General features: G+C 72.8%; 11 protein-coding genes. 3 read left to right on the top strand and 8 right to left on the bottom strand.

Features of this window, described 5'->3' with window-relative positions; genetic code table 11:
* Positions 1 to 176 precede the first annotated feature (176 nt).
* From CP967_RS20305 to CP967_RS20295, 3 genes are all read right to left on the bottom strand, one after another.
* Complete coding sequence (locus CP967_RS20305; RefSeq protein WP_150489331.1) at positions 177 to 2102, bottom strand: outer membrane protein assembly factor BamB family protein; 1926 nt, start codon at positions 2100 to 2102, stop codon at positions 177 to 179.
* A 58-nt stretch (positions 2103 to 2160) separates the two neighbouring features.
* A complete protein-coding gene (locus CP967_RS20300) occupies positions 2161 to 4020 on the bottom strand; it encodes an outer membrane protein assembly factor BamB family protein (protein ID WP_150489330.1) in 1860 nt (619 codons plus the stop codon).
* 353 nt (positions 4021 to 4373) lie between these two features.
* Positions 4374 to 6191, bottom strand: a complete 1818-nt coding sequence (locus tag CP967_RS20295) for an ABC-F family ATP-binding cassette domain-containing protein (protein ID WP_150489329.1) — start codon at positions 6189 to 6191, stop codon at positions 4374 to 4376.
* Between the two features lie 174 nt (positions 6192 to 6365).
* Between CP967_RS20295 and CP967_RS20290 the strand changes: the two genes are divergently transcribed.
* Positions 6366 to 7025, top strand: coding sequence for a lipoprotein (locus CP967_RS20290; protein ID WP_308436147.1), 660 nt, complete (start codon positions 6366 to 6368; stop codon positions 7023 to 7025).
* Positions 7026 to 7124: 99 nt separating this feature from the next.
* Here CP967_RS20290 and CP967_RS20285 read toward each other — a convergent pair whose 3' ends face one another.
* The 5 genes from CP967_RS20285 to rsmI all read right to left on the bottom strand — a co-directional run bounded on the left by CP967_RS20285 (position 7125) and on the right by rsmI (position 11618).
* Positions 7125 to 8024 carry a 4-(cytidine 5'-diphospho)-2-C-methyl-D-erythritol kinase gene (locus tag CP967_RS20285; protein WP_150489327.1) on the bottom strand — a complete coding sequence of 300 codons (900 nt, stop codon included), beginning with the start codon at positions 8022 to 8024 and terminating at the stop codon, positions 7125 to 7127.
* A complete protein-coding gene (rsmA, locus tag CP967_RS20280) occupies positions 8021 to 8956 on the bottom strand; it encodes a 16S rRNA (adenine(1518)-N(6)/adenine(1519)-N(6))-dimethyltransferase RsmA (RefSeq protein WP_167535415.1) in 936 nt (311 codons plus the stop codon). The genes CP967_RS20285 and rsmA overlap by 4 nt, the downstream gene beginning before the upstream one ends.
* A 105-nt stretch (positions 8957 to 9061) precedes the next feature.
* On the bottom strand, positions 9062 to 9928 hold the full coding sequence (locus tag CP967_RS20275; RefSeq protein ID WP_150489326.1) for a TatD family hydrolase: 867 nt from the start codon (positions 9926 to 9928) through the stop codon (positions 9062 to 9064).
* Between the two features lie 109 nt (positions 9929 to 10037).
* Complete coding sequence (locus CP967_RS20270; protein ID WP_150489325.1) at positions 10038 to 10511, bottom strand: hypothetical protein; 474 nt, start codon at positions 10509 to 10511, stop codon at positions 10038 to 10040.
* Between the two features lie 210 nt (positions 10512 to 10721).
* A complete protein-coding gene (gene rsmI / locus CP967_RS20265) occupies positions 10722 to 11618 on the bottom strand; it encodes a 16S rRNA (cytidine(1402)-2'-O)-methyltransferase (protein ID WP_150489324.1) in 897 nt (298 codons plus the stop codon).
* A 53-nt stretch (positions 11619 to 11671) separates the two neighbouring features.
* Between rsmI and CP967_RS20260 the strand changes: the two genes are divergently transcribed.
* Together CP967_RS20260 and CP967_RS20255 are read left to right on the top strand one after the other, a co-directional pair.
* A complete protein-coding gene (locus CP967_RS20260) occupies positions 11672 to 13507 on the top strand; it encodes a dolichyl-phosphate-mannose--protein mannosyltransferase (RefSeq protein WP_150489323.1) in 1836 nt (611 codons plus the stop codon).
* A 190-nt stretch (positions 13508 to 13697) separates the two neighbouring features.
* Positions 13698 to 15329, top strand: a complete 1632-nt coding sequence (locus CP967_RS20255) for a penicillin-binding transpeptidase domain-containing protein (protein ID WP_150489322.1) — start codon at positions 13698 to 13700, stop codon at positions 15327 to 15329.
* The last annotated feature ends 130 nt before the right edge of the window (positions 15330 to 15459 follow it).

Below are 15459 nucleotides of genomic sequence, written 5' to 3'. Positions count from 1 at the left end.
GCCGTCCTTTGACCCGGCAAGTTACACGCTTGTTCGACGTGGTGTGTCCTCTACCGCACAGGAGCGACGGTGAATGCCGGATTCTGTGTCGTCCGGGCCGGCCGGCAGGCAGAAAACGATCGGCCCTGCCGGTCGGTTGATCGACCGGCAGGGCCGCTGCTCACCCCGGGAAGGGGTCAGCCGGTGGTCGTGTAGGAGATCGCCAGGTACCGCTTCTCGTCGGGCGAGCTCGAACTGGGCTTGCTGAGCATCTTCTCCGACATGAACAGCCTGCCCTTCTCGTAGAGGATCTCGGCGTAGTCGCCCGAGAAGCTGGACTCGGCGTCACGGAGTGCCTCGTCGTCCGGGTTCTCCATCAGGACGGTCTGTTCGAGGGTGGAGCCGTCGAGGGAGACGATCTGGCCGCCCTTGTCGTACGGGGGCTCCTTGTACGCGATGACGTTGTCGCCGTCCATGCGCAGCGGCCGCAGCGTCCAGCGGTCACCCGCGTCGGCCTTGCCGCCGGCCAGCTTGCCGGTGGTCAGGTCGAAGGCGACGATCTCGTTGGTGTTGCCGTAGTCGCCGCCGCCCTCGTGCTCCTCGGTCGGCAGGTACAGCCTGTTGTCGCCGACGACCACGCCCTGGCAGGTCTCGACCTCGGTGGAACCGCAGCGGGCGCCGTAGCGGTCGGCGTCGGCCGAGATCCGGACGATCAGCTTGCCGGTGGCCGCGTCGATGGAGAAGAAGTCCGAGATGCCGCTGCCGTCACCCGCGGTGTCGCCGACGTCGGCGGCCACCACGAGCGGCCGGGTGGAGACGATGCTCGCGTACTCGACGCCCGCGGGCATGTCGTACGAGGACAGCGGTGCGCCGGTGGCCGGGTCCAGGGTCTGGACGGTGAGCTTCGGTTCGTCGTAGGAACCGCACTTGCGGATGGCGGCGAGGGCCTCGCCGCCGCCGTACCCCATGTCGTAGCAGCTGTCGGCGTCGGCCTTCGGCTTCCACAGCTCCGCGCCGTCGGCGAGGGCGAAGGCGGCGCCGCCGCCGGTCCCGCCGGCCGCGACGGTGGTGCCGCTGAGGGTGACCTCGCTGAACTTGACCGGCCGGTCACCGCTGGCGGCCGAGGTGACGGACTTGCTCCACAGCAGCTTGCCGGTGTTCAGGTCGAGCACGCCGACCTGGTTGCAGGCGGGGTACTTGTTCTCCTTGGTCGGCTTGCCCTCCTCGAAGAGGACGGCCGTCCGGTAGTCCTTGCTCATGTGCCGGGAGGCGGCGCAGAGCTGGCCCTTCAGCGGGACGGACCACAGCTTGGTGCCCTTGGCCGGGTCGTACGCGGCGACCTCGTACACGCCGGTCTTCACATACGCCTTGTCGGTGATCCAGGAGCCGTGGACGGTGGTGGTGTCGGTGACCTTCGGCTGGAGCAGCTGGAAGGCCACCTTCGCCTTGGTCTCGGCCGGGGCCTTCTCGCCGCCGCCGGCCGGTCCGCCGCCCTTGCCGCCTTCGCCGCCCTTGCCCTCGCCGCCCTCGGCGCCGGCCGAGGACGCCTCGGTCTCCTTGCCGCTGCCGCCGTCGTCACCGCCGGACGCGTACAGGACACCGCCGCCGATGATCAGCACCACCGCGACGGCCGCGGCGACGATGATCTTCATCTGGGTGCTGAACTTCCCGCCGCCGCCGGCCGGCGGCGTCCCGTACTGCTGCTGCATCGGGGTGGTCGGGTAGCCGTACCCCTGCTGCGGGTACCCGCCCGGCTGTCCGGGCGGGGGGCCCTGCGGGTAGCCGTAGCCGGGCTGTCCGGCGGGGCCGCCCGGGGGCGGTGCCTGCGGGTAGCCGTACGCCGGGTCCTGCGGCGGCTGTCCGGGCGGGGGCGTCTGCGGGGCGCCGTAACCGCCGGGCGGCGGGGGCGTCTGCGGGGCGCCGTAACCGCCGGGCGGCGGTGCCTGCGGGGCGCCGAAGCCACCCGCGGGCGGGGTGGGCGCGGAGGGCTGCGGCGGTGCCTGCGGGGGCTGCTTGCTGAAGGCGTCGGAGGGCGGCGGGGCGGGCGCGCCGAAGCCGCCGGGGGGCGGGTCCTGCGGTGCGCCGAAACCGCCCTGGGGCGACTCGTCGTTCGGCTGGGTCATGGCGTGCGTACCTCTGGGGAATCCGAAGAGAAGGGGCTGCGGGTGCCGGGGCGGCCTGTCACTTGCCGAAGGCCATCATGGTCGTCTGCTCCTTCTCCTCCTCGTCGTTGGAGGCGCTGACACGTGTGCTGACGACGACGGAACGGCCGCCCGTCCACACGGTCCTGGAGGTGAAGAAGCCGCTCTCGATCCGGTTGGTGGAGTCGGGGTGCTGGAGCAGGACGGTGGAGGCGCCGCCGGTGGGCGCGAGGGTGGCGATCGCGCCGCCCTTCTCGTAGGTGGGCTCCATGTAGAGCAGCACCTTGCCGGCCTCCATGCCGATCGGCTTGAGGACGCGTCCGGCGGGAGCCGGGGCCTTCCACTTCGGCTTCCCGGTGTCCAGGTCGAAGGCGATGATCCTGTTGGTGCGGCCGCCGGAGCCGCTGGTGTCGTCCTTGGTCGCCCTGTAGAGGGTGTTCGCGTCGGCGGCGATTCCGGTGCAGCCCTCCAGCTGCTCACCGAAGACCGCGAAGTCGTTGCCGCAGTCGACGGAGAACTCGTCGCCCTCGTCGGGGATCATCCCCGAACGCAGTGTGCCGTTCTCCTTGAGGGCGATGACGGCACGCTGCTTCTTCTCGCGCTGGGTGAGCGAGACGACGAGCGGGCTCACCGAGTAGACCTTCTCGACCTCCCAGCCGCGCTTGGGCTCGTAGGTCCACTTGGCCTTGCCGGTGGCCGGGTCGAGCTCCTGGATCCGGTGCTGCGGGTTGTCCAGGTCGTCGGTGCGGCAGCTGGCGGCGGCGATCAGCTTGGGGCCGCCCGCGAAGGCGAACGGCTTGCAGGTGCCGGAGGGGGTGGCGAACAGCTCCTTGCCGTCGCTGACGCGGTAGGCGTTGGAGTTGCCGGTGCGGCCGACTGTCACGGTGTCGCCGCTGATCGCCAGGCCGATGTCGCCCAGCAGGTCCCAGGCGCCGTTCTGTTCGACCGACTTCTTCCAGCCGGCCTTGCCGGTGTTGAGGTCGATCATCTGGAGGTCGGCGCAGTCCGCCTTGTCGGTGGTGCCGTTCATGACACCGATGACGATCTTGCCGTCGGCGGTGGGGTTGTGCGGTGCCGCGCACAGGTCGGCGGGGAGCTTCAGGGTCCACTTCTGCTTGCCGTCGGCCAGCGAGTAGCCGGAGACCGAGCGGTACATGCCCCTGACGAGGGTGTCGCCGACGGTCCAGGGGCCGTGTACGTCCGCGCCGTTGCGGGGCAGGTCGATGTCGTTCTTGGCCAGCCAGAGCACCTTCGCCTCGCCCGGCTTGCGGCCGGCGTTGAGGTCGTCGTCCGTCTCCCGGCCGTCCCCCTTGCCGTCGCCCTCGTCGACGGTGGGCGAGGCGCTCGGCTCGTCCGTGCCCGGGCCGGGTCCGGCGACCGGCTTCTTCGGGTCGTCGCCGCCGCTGGTGGCGAGGTAGACGCCACCGCCGACGACGAGCAGTACGGCGAGGGCCGCGCCGATGACGACGGCGGGCTTCCCCTTGAGGAACCCGCCGCCGGACCCGCCGGGCGCGGGCGCCCCGGGGTGCTGCTGCTGCGGGTAGCCGTAACCGCCGGGACCCGGCTGACCGTACGGGCCGGGGGGCGGCGGGTTCTGCCCGTACGGGCCGGGCGGCTGCTGACCGTACGGACCGGGCTGCTGGTTGTACGGACCCGGCTGCTGGTTGTACGGGCCGGGCTGCTGACCGTACGGACCCGGCTGCTGGCTGTACGGGCCGGGGCCCTGCGGGTAGCCGTAACCGGGCTGCGCGGGCGGTGTCTGCGGTGCGGACGGGGGTGCCTGCGGCGGGGCCGCGGGGGGCGGCGGGGCCTGGGGCGGCGGCTGAGGGGTCCCCTGCGGCGGCTCCTGCGGAGCCCCGAAGCCTCCCTGCGGCGGTTGCTGGCTGGGCGGCTGGGTCATCAGCACGTCCCCCTTCGTGCGGTGCGGTCCGGTGCCCGGTTCGGCCTCCCCCGCGATTCCGGCGGGTGCGTTCCCCCGGAAGGAGCGAACCGGGCACGGAGTGCGCGGTGTGACGACAGTCGAGCGGGGCTTCTTTGTACCACCCGCCCAGCACCGGGCACCGGTTCGGTCCAGCCCCTGTTCCCAAGGGCGAACCGGCCCGTGATGCCGCCGTTATGCGCCCGTGGGCGCCTGTCGGCGAGGAAAGAACCGGACGGTACGTCACATGGGCGCGCCCCGGGCCGTTTTCCCCCCGCGCCCTCCCCCGCGCCCCCTCGCCTCCCCGTCACGGGCGGGCCGGGACCGGACTCCGGTCAGGCGTCCTCGGCCAGCTCCAGCCAGCGCATCTCCAGCTCATCGCGCTCCGCGACGAGCTCGCGCAGCTCGGCGTCCAGCTTCGCCACCTTCTCGAAGTCGGTGGCGTGGGCGGCGATCTGCGCGTGCAGCTCGGTCTCCCGGGTGGACATCTTGTCGAGCTGCCGCTCGACCTTCTGCAGTTCCTTCTTGGCCGCCCGCGCCGCCTGCGGCGAGACCGTGTTCACCGGGGCCGCCTTGGGCGCGGCCGGGGCGGCGGCGGACGCGGGGGTGGCAGCCGCCTCCATCTGGTGCCTGCGCTCCAGGTACTCGTCGACCCCGCGCGGCAGCATCCGCAGCGACCTGTCACCGAGCAGGGCCATCACCCGGTCCGTGGTCCGCTCGATGAAGAACCGGTCGTGGGAGATGACGATCATCGATCCGGGCCAGCCGTCGAGGAGGTCCTCCAGCTGGGTCAGGGTCTCGATGTCGAGGTCGTTGGTCGGCTCGTCGAGGAAGAGGACGTTGGGCTCGTCCATCAGCAGCCGCAGGATCTGGAGCCGCCGCCGCTCACCGCCGGAGAGGTCCCCGACGGGCGTCCACTGCTTCTCCTTGGAGAAGCCGAACTGCTCGCACAGCTGGCCGGCGGTCATCTCGCGGCCCTTGCCGAGGTCGACCCGGTCGCGTACCTGCTGCACGGCCTCCAGGACGCGCAGGTTCTTGTCCAGTTCGGCGACCTCCTGCGAGAGGTAGGCCAGCTTGACGGTCCTGCCCACGACGATCTTCCCGGCCGCGGGCTGGACGTCGCCCTGGCTGCGGGCCGCGTCGGCGAGCGCGCGCAGCAGGGAGGTCTTGCCCGCGCCGTTCACCCCGACCAAGCCGATGCGGTCGCCGGGGCCGAGCTGCCAGGTGAGGTGGGTGAGCAGGGTCTTGGGTCCGGCCTGGACCGTCACGTCCTCCAGGTCGAAGACCGTCTTCCCGAGCCGGGCGTTGGCGAACTTCATCAGCTCGCTGGTGTCGCGCGGCGGCGGTACGTCCGCGATCAGTTCGTTGGCCGCCTCGATGCGGAAGCGCGGCTTGGACGTACGGGCGGGGGCGCCGCGCCGCAGCCAGGCCAGCTCCTTGCGCATGAGGTTCTGCCGCTTGGCCTCCTCGGTCGCGGCGATCCGCTCGCGCTCGGCCCGCGCGAAGACGTAGTCGCTGTAGCCACCCTCGTACTCGTGGACCGCACCGCGCTGGACGTCCCACATGCGGGTGCAGACCTGGTCGAGGAACCAGCGGTCGTGGGTGACGCAGACGAGCGCGGAACGCCGGGCCCGCAGGTGCCCGGCCAGCCAGGAGATGCCCTCGACGTCGAGGTGGTTGGTGGGCTCGTCGAGGACGATCAGGTCCTGCTCGGCGATGAGCAGCTTCGCCAGGGCGATCCGTCGCCGCTCGCCGCCGGAGAGGGGGGCGATGACGGTGTCCAGGCCGTGTTCGAACCCGGGGAGGGCCAGGCCGCCGAACAGGCCGGTGAGCACGTCCCGGATCTTGGCGCTGCCCGCCCACTCGTGGTCGGCGAGATCGCCGATGACCTCGTGGCGGATGGTGGCCTGCGGGTCCAGCGAGTCGTGCTGGGTCAGGACACCGAGGCGCAGTCCGCCGTTGTGCGTGACGCGGCCGGTGTCGGCCTCCTCCAGCTTGGCGAGCATCCGGATGAGCGTCGTCTTGCCGTCGCCGTTACGGCCGACGACACCGATCCGGTCGCCCTCGGAGACACCGAGGGATACGCCGTCGAGCAGGGCACGGGTGCCGTACACCTTGCTGACCTGCTCGACATTGACCAGATTGACGGCCATTTCACTCCTGTCCGGGGGGTCCACACCGAGGGGGACCGCTCGACGTGTGCTCGACGTCCCAGGGTAGTCGCCGCCGCCGGTGCGGTAGCGTGCGGCGACCGGCCACGGGGCCGGTCCGCAGGTCAGCGGGGTGCGGACACATCCGCGGGTGGGGACTTCATGACACGGGGCACGGTGCGTAGCGCTCTTCGGGCGGTCCTGGCGGCGGGTCCGGCCGCTCTCGCCCTGGCCGGCTGCTCGGCGGACGGCGTCGGGGCCGGTTCGAAGGCGCCGGCGGAGCGGCCGGCCGTGGACGGCGGTACCGGCACGAAGGCTCCCCTCGCGAAGGGCCCGCGGCTCGGTGCGGCCGGCTCCGCGTGCGAACTGCCGGTCATCTTCGACCTGGCCGCGGACTGGGAGCCGGAGGCCGTCGATGTGGACCCCGGAGCCGACTTCACGGCCCTGGCCGAGCAGGGCACGGTGGTCCTGGTCTGCGAGATCGACGCCAAACCGGCCGGCCACATCGGCTACCTCCGGGTCTGGACGGGCACGCCGCCGGGCACGGGCGCGGGCCCCGATACGGACCCGAAGGCCGTGCTGGAGGCGTTCGTCGCGGACGAACCGGGAGCGGGCGAGGCCGTGTACACCCCGGTGAAGGCGGGTTCCGTGGCGGCGGCGGAGGTCACCTACACGGTGGGCGGCGAGGCGCGGGACGAGCCGGGGCCCGGGCGCGCCTTCGCCCTCACCACCCCCGAGGGCCCGGTCGTGGTGCATCTGGGCGGGCCGGACCTCGAAGAGCACCGGCGGATGCTGCCCGCCTACGAACTGGCGAAGAAGAGCCTTCGGCTGAACTGAGCCGAGACGAGCCGGGGGCCGGGAGCCGGTACCAAGGCCCGTCCTCCCCGCTTCCGCCGTGCGGCCGGGGACGGGGCCACGTACCGTCCCGTGCCGCCCCTACGGCCGCTGGACCGTCGCCCCCGGGGCCGGTGACACCGCCACCCGTGTGCTGCGGCAGGTGCCCGAGGCCGCCAGGGCGCCGGCCACCTTCCGCGCCGACTCCTCGTCCGCCGCCAGGAACGCCGTGGTCGGCCCGGACCCCGAGACCAGGGCCGCCAGGGCGCCCGCGGCGGTGCCCGCCTCCAGGGTGCCGGCCAGCGAGGGGCGCAGCGAGAGTGCGGCGGCTTGCAGGTCGTTGCTCAGCGTATCCGCGAGCGCTGCGGCGTCCCCCTTGCGCAGGGCGTCCAGGAGGGCGGGGGAGGCGGCCGGCTCCGGGACGTCCGTGCCGGCGGTGAGCCGGTCGAACTCGCCGTACACCGCCGGGGTGGAGAGCCCTCCGTCGGCGACCGCGAAGACCCAGTGGAAGGTGCCGCCCACCTCGACGGGCGTCAGCAGCTCGCCCCGGCCGACGCCCAGCGCCGCGCCGCCGAGCAGGCTGAAGGGCACGTCGCTGCCCAGCTCCGCGCAGATGGCGAGCAGCTCCTCCTGCCCGGCGCCGGTGGACCAGAGGGCGTCGCAGGCCAGCAGCGCCGCGGCGCCGTCCGCGCTGCCGCCCGCCATACCGCCGGCGACGGGGATGTCCTTGGCGATGTGGATGTGCACATCGGGTGCGATGCCGTACCGCTCGGCCAGGGCGAGGGCGGCGCGGGCCGCGAGGTTGGTGCGGTCCAGCGGGACCTGTGCGGCGTCCGGGCCGGAACAGGTGACGCGCAGGGCGTCGGCCGGGGTGACGGTGACCTCGTCGTAGAGGCCCACCGCGAGGAAGACGTTGGCCAGGCCGTGGAAGCCGTCGGGGCGCGCGGCACCGACCGCGAGCTGGACGTTGACCTTGGCGGGCACCCGGACGGTGACGCTCATGAACCGCTCCCGGGGGTCTTGTCCACGGCGGATCCGTCCACCGCGGATCCGTCCACCGCGGGCCTGTCCCCGACGGGCTTGTTCTCGGCGACGGCGGCGAACTCCTCGACCGTCAGCGACTCGCCCCGGGCCTGCGGCGAGACGCCCGCCGCGACCAGGGCCGCCTCGGCGGCCGGTGCGGAGCCGGCCCATTCGGCCAGGGCCGCGCGCAGGGTCTTGCGGCGCTGGGCGAAGGCGGCGTCGACCACGGCGAAGACCTCGGCGCGGCTCGCGGTGGTCCTGATCGGTTCGGCACGGCGCACCAGCGACACCAGGCCGGAGTCGACGTTGGGGGCGGGCCAGAACACGTTGCGGCCGATGGAACCGGCGCGCTTCACCTCGGCGTACCAGGCGGCCTTGACGGAGGGGACGCCGTAGACCTTGTTACCGGGCCGGGCGGCCAGCCGGTCCGCGACCTCGGCCTGCACCATCACCAGGGTCCGCTCGATGGTCGCGAAGCGCTCCAGCATCGTGAGCAGCACGGGTACGGCGACGTTGTACGGAAGGTTGGCGACCAGCGCCGTCGGCGCCGGGCCGGGCAGTTCGGTCACCAGCATGGCGTCGGAGTGGACCAGGGCGAAGCGGCCGGCACGCTCCGGGAGCCGGGCGGCGACGGTGGCCGGGAGGGCCGCCGCGAGCACGTCGTCGATCTCGACGGCGACGACCCGGTCGGCCGCCTCCAACAGCGCCAGGGTCAGCGACCCCAGTCCGGGCCCGACCTCGACGACCACGTCGTCGGGCCGCACCCCGGCGGTCCGGACGATCCGGCGGACCGTGTTGGCGTCGATGACGAAGTTCTGGCCGCGCTGCTTCGTGGGGCGTACGCCCAGCGCTGCGGCCAGCTCGCGAATGTCTGCGGGGCCCAGGAGGGCGTCGGGCTCTGTGGTGCTCACCCGGTAAGCCTACGGCCGGTGCGGGCGGCGGAGCTCCCGCACCGGCCCGGGCGGCGCGAAGGGCCCGCCCGGTCCGCGTTCCCGCCGGCGGCCGTGCGGGCCGGGTCAGAAGTCGAAGGCCCGCGCGGTGTTGTCGTAGACGGCGGCGGCCAGCTCCTCCTCGCCGATGCCCCGCACCTGCGCCATCGCCCGGAGCGTCACCGGGATCAGGTAGGGCGCGTTCGGCCGCCCCCGGTAGGGCGCCGGGGTGAGGAAGGGGGCGTCCGTCTCCACGAGGACGAGGCCGAGCGGTGCCACGGCCAGCGCGTCACGCAGCGGCTGGGCGTTCTTGAAGGTGACGTTGCCGGCGAACGACATGAAGTACCCGGCCGCCGCGCACTCCCGTGCCATCTCGGCGTCCCCCGAGTAGCAGTGGAAGACGGTCCGCTCGGGGGCGCCCGCGTCGGCGAGGATCCGCAGCACGTCCGCGTGGGCCTCCCGGTCGTGGATGACCAGCGCCTTGCCGTGCCGCTTGGCGATCTCGATGTGCGCCCGGAACGACTCCTCCTGTGCGGCGACCCCCTCGGGGCCCGTACGGAAGTAGTCGAGACCGGTCTCCCCGACCCCGCGTACGTGGTCGAGGGCGGCCAGGGCGTCGATCTCGGCGAGCGCCTCGTCCAGGGCGGCCTTCCCGCCCGCCTCCCTGGCTTCCTGGCGCGACCAGCCGTCCGGGTCGCCCAGGACGATGCGCGGCGCCTCGTTGGGGTGGAGGGCGACGGCGGCGTGCACGGCGGGGTGGGCGGCCGCCGTCTCGGCCGCCCAGCGCGAACCCTTCACGTCACAGCCCACCTGGACGACGGTGGTCACGTTGACCGCCGCGGCCCGCGCCAGGCCCTCCTCGACGGTTCCGTCCTGCATGTCCAGATGGGTGTGCGAGTCGGCCACCGGAACGGCGAGGGGCTCGGGCAGCGGAGGGGCTTCGGTACGGCTCATGCCCGCACTCTACGAAAGGCGGGCCCGCGCCGCGGCGGCCGAGCGCACCCGCCGTCCTCACACCGGGCGCGGCGGTGGCCGGGGCGCCGGTCACCGCCGCCCCGGCCGGTCACCGCCGGTGGAAGGGGCGCAGCAGGCCGGACAGCTGCCGGTGGTGCGGCCGCGCGGCGCCCCCGGCCGGCGCGAGGGCGGCCGGGGACCGCCCGGCCTCCCCGGCCGCCTGCCGTTCCGCGGCCTCACGTTCCGCGGCCTGCCGTTCCGCCGCTTCACGGGCCGCCGCCTTGCGGGCCGCCGCCTCACGGGCCGCGGCCTTGCGGGCCGCCCTGCGGGGCGGGAGCAACTGCTGGGCCAGCGAGACCCGGCCGGCCCGCATGATCCGGACGACATGGCCCTCGCAGTTCGCGCAGGTCGGCGTGGACAGGGGCGAGGGCACCCGCTCCCCGTTCGCCCGGTACACGACGTACGGGCGGCCGGACCCGTCCACGTGGTGCTCTATCTCGTAGGCCTGTTCCCAGCCGTATCCGCATCTCATGCACGCGAAGGCGTACGCCTCGTGCACGGTGGTCGCTGCGATCTCACTCATGCCCGCTCCTCTTGTCCGCCGGACAAGCACACTCCGGCAAGCACCCCGGTCCGATGGGACCCGGAGGGGTGGTCCACCCTCCAGTGGACTCCTCCGGGGACGGCGGCGCACCGGACCTGCCGAGTGTTGAGGCACTCTTGGGCTCCGCATGGCCCAGCCTCTTCGCGCGGGCCCCTCACACGGCTCGCGCTTTACTTTTCGGGTTACTTTTCAGGCTAGACCTTTACCCTGGTCCCGTCCGGTCCGGTCCGCGTTCTTCGCCGCGACCACCGCGTCGAACACCTCCCGCTTGGGCAGTTGCGCCTCGGCGGCGACCGCCGCGATGGCCTCCTTGCGCCGCTCCCCCGCCTCCTCGCGCACCCGCACCCTGCGCACCAGTTCCATCGCGTCCGGCTTCTCCCCGGTGGTGGCGGGCGCCCCCTCGACCACGACGGTGATCTCGCCCCGCACCCCGTCGGCGGCCCACACGGCCAGTTCACCCAGCGGTCCCCGCTTCACCTCCTCGTACGTCTTGGTCAGCTCCCGGCACACCGCGGCGCGGCGGTCCGCGCCGAACACCTCGGTCATCGCGGCCAGGGTGTCGTCCAGCCGGTGCGGGGCTTCGAAGAAGACCATCGTGCGCCGTTCGTCCGCGACCTCCCGCAGCTTCCCGAGCCGCTCGCCCGCCTTGCGCGGCAGGAAGCCCTCGAAGCAGAACCGGTCCACGGGAAGGGCGGAGAGCGCCAGCGCGGTCAGCACCGCGGACGGCCCGGGCACGGCGGTGACCCTGATGTCCCGTTCCACGGCCGCCGCGACGAGCCGGTAGCCGGGGTCCGACACGGACGGCATGCCCGCGTCGGTCACCAGCAGCACCCGCGCGCCTCCCGCCAGCGCCTCGACCAGTTCGGGGGTGCGCGCCGACTCGTTGCCCTCGAAGTAGGAGACGACGCGCCCCGACGTGTGGACGCCCAGCGCCTGGGTGAGCCTGCGCAGCCGCCGGGTGTCCTCGGCGGCCACCACGTCGGCGGCCTCCAGTTCGGCGGCGAGCCTCGGCGGGGCGTCCGCCACATCGCCGATGGGGGTCCCTGCGAGTACGAGCGTTCCAGTCGTTCCAGTCACATCGGCCATCCTCCCAGCACGGACGTCACCCCTCGCACAGATGCGTTCCCTACGATGGCGCGGTGACGAGTACTGCGCCCGAAGCCCGGCAGGGCAACGACGCCGGGGACCGCGCCGGCGACCAGCCGCCGTCCTGGCAGCAGCGGCTGCGCCGCTTCGGTTACACCCCGCGGCCGGAGACAGGGCTGCGCGAACGCCTGGTGCCGCCGTACACCAGCCCAGGACGCCAGTTCTGGGACGTGCTCGCCGTGCCGCCGTCCCTGGCCGGCCGGCTGGTGCGCTGGTCCGCCTGGGGCGGGCCGCTGCTGGTGGCGCTGGTGGCCGGGGCGCTGCGGTTCTGGAACCTCGGCAGCCCGAAGGCGGTGATATTCGACGAGACGTACTACGCCAAGGACTCCTGGGCACTGATCAACCAGGGGTACGAGGGCGCCTGGCCCAAGGACGTCGACAAGCTGATTCTCCAGGACCCGTCCTCGGTGCCGGTCCCCGTGGAACCGGGTTACGTCGTCCACCCGCCCGTCGGCAAGTGGATCATCGGCCTCGGGGAGCAGCTCTTCGGGTTCACGCCGTTCGGCTGGCGCTTCATGGTGGCGCTGCTGGGCACCGTCTCGGTCCTGATGCTGTGCCGGATCGGCCGCAGGCTGTTCCGCTCGACGTTCCTGGGCTGCCTGGCGGGCACGCTGCTGGCCGTGGACGGGCTGCACTTCGTGATGAGCCGGACCGCGCTGCTGGACCTCGTCCTGATGTTCTTCGTGCTGGCGGCCTTCGGCTGCCTGCTCGTCGACCGCGACCGGTCACGCCGCAAGCTGGCCGCCGCGCTGCCGGTCGACGAGGACGGTGTGCTGCGGCCGGACGCCGGTGTGGCCGAGAACCTGCGCCTCGGATGGCGCCCCTGGCGGCTCGCCGCCGGCCTGATGCTCGGCCTGGCGTTCGCCACGAAGTGGAACGGGCTGTACATCCTGGCCGCGTTCGGTGTGATGACGGTCCTCTGGGACGTCGGCGCGCGCCGCACGGCCGGGGCCCTGCAGCCGTACCGGGCCGTGGTGCTGCGCGACCTGCTCCCCGCCTTCCTCTCGACGGTGCCGGTCGCCCTCGCCACGTACCTCGCGTCCTGGACCGGCTGGATCGTCACGGACAAGGGCTACTACCGCGACTGGGCGGCCACCGCGGGCCGGGACAGCAGTTGGTCGTGGCTTCCGGACTGGCTGCGCAGCCTGTGGCACTACGAGACCCAGGTGTACGAGTTCCACGTCGGCCTGACCTCGGGCCACACCTACGAGTCCAACCCGTGGAGCTGGATCGTGCTGGGCCGGCCCGTCTCGTACTTCTACGAGGAGCAGGCGGGCTGTGCGGCCTCGGAGACCGGCAAGTGCGCCCGTGAGGTCCTGGCGATCGGTACCCCGCTGCTCTGGTGGGCGGCCTGTGCCGCCCTGCTGTACGTGCTGTGGCGCTGGGCCTTCCGGCGCGACTGGCGCGCGGGTGCCATCGCGTGCGGGGTCGCGGCGGGCTGGGTGCCGTGGTTCTTCTACCAGGAGCGGACGATCTTCCTGTTCTACGCGGTCGTGTTCGTCCCCTTCCTGTGCCTGGCGGTGACGATGATGGTCGGCGCGCTGCTCGGCCCGGCGTCCCAGGCGGGCGGCGTGCGGGAGGAGACGGACGGAGGCGGCGGGAAGGAGAGCGCCGGGGAGGGGTTCGCCGGGAAGGAGTTCGCCGAGGAGGAGGGCGTCGGGGAGGGAGATCCCGCCGGCGAGCGGAGACGGACGGTGGGCGCCGTCGTCGCCGGTGTGCTGGTGCTCCTGATCATCTGGAACTTCGTCTACTTCTGGCCCGTCTACACCGGCGCCTCGCTCCCGGAGAACGCCTGGCGGGACCGCATGTGGCTGGACAGCTGGATCTGAGCGGACCGGACCGGCGACCGGCCGGAAACCGGCGCGGTGGGAGCCGGCCGGGGTCGGTAAGCGCTCTCACGGCGCGGTTCCGGTCCGGTAACGGCCGCCTCGTGTGTCACAGCCGTCCCGTAGAGTCCCGAGGAAATCCCCTTGGACTTGAACGCGTTCAAGGGGGCTACGGGGAGGGGGAAGCGCTCGCATGCGCAGTGGAGCGAAGGTCGCGGTGATCGGCGGGGCGTTCGTCCTGCTGGCCGGGGGAGCCGGCTACGGGGCGTACAACGTGCTCGGACTCGGCGGGACCGGCGGCACGGGCACCACGTCCGCGTCCGGGGAGGTGAAGACGGGCCCGCCGACCGAGGAGGAGATAGCCGAGACCTCGAAGGACTTCCTCGACGCGTGGGCCTCCGGGGACGCCGCCGCGGCGGCGGTGCTGACGAACAACCAGACGGCGGCCGAACCGCTGCTGACCGGGTACACCGAGGACGTGCACGTCAGCAAGGCCGTGATCACCCCGGGCCAGGCCGTCGGCGCGAAGGTCCCGTACACGGTGAAGGCCACGGTGTCGTACGAGGGGAAGAGCAAGCCCTGGTCGTACTCCTCCGAACTGACCGTGGTGCGCGGCCTGACCACCGGCCGGGCGCTGGTCGACTGGCAGCCGGCGGTGATCCACCCGCAGCTGACCGAGGGCGCGGTGCTGAGGACCGGGGAGTCCTCGACGGCGGCGATCGAGGCCGTCGACCACAACGGCAAGGTGCTGGACAAGGAGACGTACCCGTCGCTGGGGCCGGTCCTGGACACCCTGCGCCAGAAGTACGGTGACAAGGCGGGCGGATCCCCCGGTATCGAGACCTGGATCGAGCCGGCCGACGAGAAACTGCCGGACACCACCCTGCTGACCCTCACCGAGGGGAAACCGGGCAAGCTGCGGACCACGCTGGACGCGGACGTCCAGGCGGCGGCCGAGAAGGCGGTCAAGCAGTTCGGCGAGGCGTCCGTGGTGGCCGTGAAGCCGTCCACCGGCGCGATCCGCGCGGTCGCGAACAGCCCGGTGACCGAGTTCAACGCGGCCCTGCAGGGCAAGCAGGCACCCGGCTCCACCTTGAAGATCGTGACGGCCGCGATGCTGATGGAGAAGGGCCTCGCCTCGGCGGGCAAGCCGGCGGAGTGCCCGAAGGACGTGCTCTACCAGGGCCGCAGCTTCCACAACCTCGACCACTTCGAACTGCCGGCCGGCTCCCCCTTCACCACCAGCTTCGCCCGGTCCTGCAACACCGCCTTCATCAAGCTGATCGACGACACCAAGGACGACTCCGCCCTCCCCAAGGAGGCCCGGGAGGTCTTCGGGATCGGACTGGACTGGCAGACCGGTGTGGTCACCTTCGACGGCAGCGTGCCGGACGAGACCGGCGGTGAGGCGGCGGCCCAGTACATCGGGCAGGGCACCGTCCAGATGAACGCCCTCAACGTGGCGTCCATCACCGCGACCGCCCGCACCGGGACGTTCCGCCAGCCGATCCTGGTGGCCCCCGAGCTGGACGGCCGTCAGATCGCCACCGCCTCGCGCTCGTTGCCGCAGAACGTCACCGCACAGCTCAACGACATGATGCGGGCCACCGCGAGCTGGGGCACCGGCAAGGCCGCCATGGCCTCCGTCGGCGGCGACAAGGGCGCCAAGACCGGCTCCGCCGAGGTCGACGGACAGGGCACCTCCAACAGCTGGTTCACCGGTTTCAGCAACGACCTCGCGGCGGCCGCGGTCGTCCAGTCCGGCGGCCACGGCGGCGACGCGGCCGGCCCGGTCGTGGCGGCGGTCCTGCGCGCCGGTCCCTGAGCCGGTGGTCCTGCGCGCCGGTCCCTGAACCGGCGGTCCCTGAACCGGCGCGCAGGACCTCCGGTGCCTGAACCGCCGGTGCCTGAACCGCCGGTGCCTGAACCGCCGGTGCCGCCGGGGCGTCATCCGC

This window comes from Streptomyces nitrosporeus, from assembly GCF_008704555.1.
Classification (GTDB): domain Bacteria; phylum Actinomycetota; class Actinomycetes; order Streptomycetales; family Streptomycetaceae; genus Streptomyces; species Streptomyces nitrosporeus.
Note: the sequence above shows the minus strand (reverse complement) of the source record. Positions and strands in the feature narration are given on the sequence as shown.